General features: G+C 74.1%; 1 protein-coding gene. It reads left to right on the forward strand.

Annotated features, from left to right (window positions below):
• Nucleotides 1-2,316 (forward strand): MupA/Atu3671 family FMN-dependent luciferase-like monooxygenase (locus D7Y13_RS40905; RefSeq protein ID WP_120631039.1); only part of this gene is annotated, 2,316 nt, incomplete at both ends.

The following is a 2,316-nucleotide window of genomic DNA, read 5'->3' on the forward strand; positions in this document are numbered from 1 at the left end:
CGTCCCCACCGCGCCCGCGCTCCCCGCGCTGCTGGCCGACCGCGCGCGCCGCCACCCGGAGACCGTGGCCCTGGCCCGCGAGGGACGCAGGTGGACGTGGGCGGAGCTGTCCACCCGCGCCCGCGCGCTGTCGTCCCGGCTGCGCGCAGCCGGGGTCAAGCCCGGCGAACCGGTGGTCGTGTGCCTGCGGCCCTCTCCGGAGAAGCTCGCGACCCTGTGGGGCGTGCTGGAGGCCGGTGCCGCCGTGGTGGCGCTGGGCCCCACCGACCTGGGCAACCTCGCCGTCTACGCACCCGAAGGCGCATCCTCGCCACGCATCGTGACGTGGAAGGGCGTCGTCACCGCCGCGCGGCTGGAGGCTTCGCGCGTGCTGCACGTGGAGGACGCGCTGGAGACCCTGGACGGGCCCACCGCCGACACGGATGCGACCCCGGGCACGGAGCAGACCGTCGCGTGGTTGCTGCCCGCGGGAACGGGTCAGCCCGCGTGGGCGCTGGGACATGCCGCGCTGACGGAGCTGTTCGCCGGGCTGGACGCGCGCCTGCGTCCCACCGAGGGGAGCGCCTGGCTCGCGGCCACCGAAGCCACCGCGGAGCGGCCGGAGCTGGAAGCGTTGTGGGCCCTCTCGCGCGGCTTGCGCGTCGTGTTCCCCTCCGAGCAGGTGACCGCGCAGCTCGTGCGGCTGCACGGCGGAGGCCCTCGCGCGCGCGCGCTCGACGTGAGCCTGAGCTACTTCGCCAACGACGAAGACTCGATGAGCGGCCCGAAGTACGAGCTGCTGATGGAGGGCGCGAAGTTCGCGGACGCGAACGGCTTCGCCGCCGTGTGGACGCCCGAGCGGCACTTCCACTCCTTCGGTGGCATCTACCCGCAGCCGGCCGTGGTCGCCGCGGCGATGGCCGCCGTCACGCGCAACGTGCGCCTGCGCTCCGGCAGCGTGGTGCTGCCGCTGCATGATCCGCTGCTCGTCGCCGAACAGTGGGCCGTGGTGGACAACCTCTCCGCCGGACGCGTGGACGTATCGGTGGCCACGGGCTGGCACGTGCGGGACTTCACCTTCGCGCCGCAGAACTACGCGGACCGGCGAAACATCCTCCTCCGACACCTGGAGACGCTGCGCGCCCTGTGGCGTGGCGAGCAGGTGCGGCGTCCGGGCGGCAACGGCGCCATCGTGGAGGTGGGCCTGCGCCCGAAGCCCATCCAGAAGGAGCTGCCCGTGTGGCTCACGGCCACCGCCAACCCGGAGACCTTCCGGCTCGCGGGCGAGCTGGGCGCGGGCGTGCTCACCGGCCTGTTCGCGCACTCGTTGGAGGAGATGAAGCCGAAGGTGGCGCTGTACCGCGAGGCGTGGCGCCGCAACGGCCACCCGGGCCGGGGCCACATCACCTGCATGCTCCACACCTACCTGGGTGACGACGAGCAGGAGGTGCTGCGCATCGTCCGCAAGCCGCTGCTGGGCTACTTCCGCAGCTCCGCGGACATCACCGCGTCGCTGTTGGCGGCGCAGGGCCACCAGGGGGAGATCGACAAGTTCTCCGCGCAGGACCTGGACGCACTCCTGGAGCACACCTTCGAGCACCACGCGAAGGTGACGGGCCTCATCGGCACGGTGGACAGCGGCCTCCAGCGGCTTCGCGACGTGCGCGCCGCGGACGTGGACGAGGTGACCTGCCTCATCGACTTCGGCCTGGAGACGCCGGTGGTGCTGGAGGGCCTGCGCCGGCTGGCGAAGGTGCGCGCCCTGGCGGAAGCGGAGGCCATCGCCCAGCACGAGCAGGTGCTGGTGGAGGGCGAACAGGGCGTGGGCGAACTCCTGGAGCTGGCGCGCCAGTCCGGAGCGGTGCTGCTGAACACCACGGCGCGGCTGGCGCGAGCGCTGACCGACCTGCCCGGAGCCCGCGAGGCACTGGCGCCCTTCGGCGCGCTGGTGCTGGAAGGGGCGTCGTCGGAGCTGGCGTCCGCCCTGCAACGCGCCTCGGGTGTGGAGGTGCTGCTCGCGGGCGGCACCGTCGAAGGCGCGCTGCTGCCCCGGGCTCCCGGTGAGCGCGTGCCTCCGGGCCTCCAGGTCTGGGTGCTGGACGACGCGGGCCAGCCGGTCCCCGCGAACGTGGTGGGCGAGCTGGCCCTGGGTGGGGCCGGCGTGCCGTGGGCGCTGTGGCGGTCCGCCGAGGAAGAGCGTCGCCGGCTGGTGCCCCATCCCCTGGACGGGGCCGCGAAGCTGTACCGCACGGGCCGCACTGCGCGCCTGCGCGCGGATGGACGCGTGGAGCCCGTGAGCCTTCCGGCCCGGCTGCCTCTGCCCGTGGCGCCTCCGCC

Source organism: Corallococcus praedator (assembly GCF_003612125.1).
Lineage (GTDB): Bacteria > Myxococcota > Myxococcia > Myxococcales > Myxococcaceae > Corallococcus > Corallococcus praedator.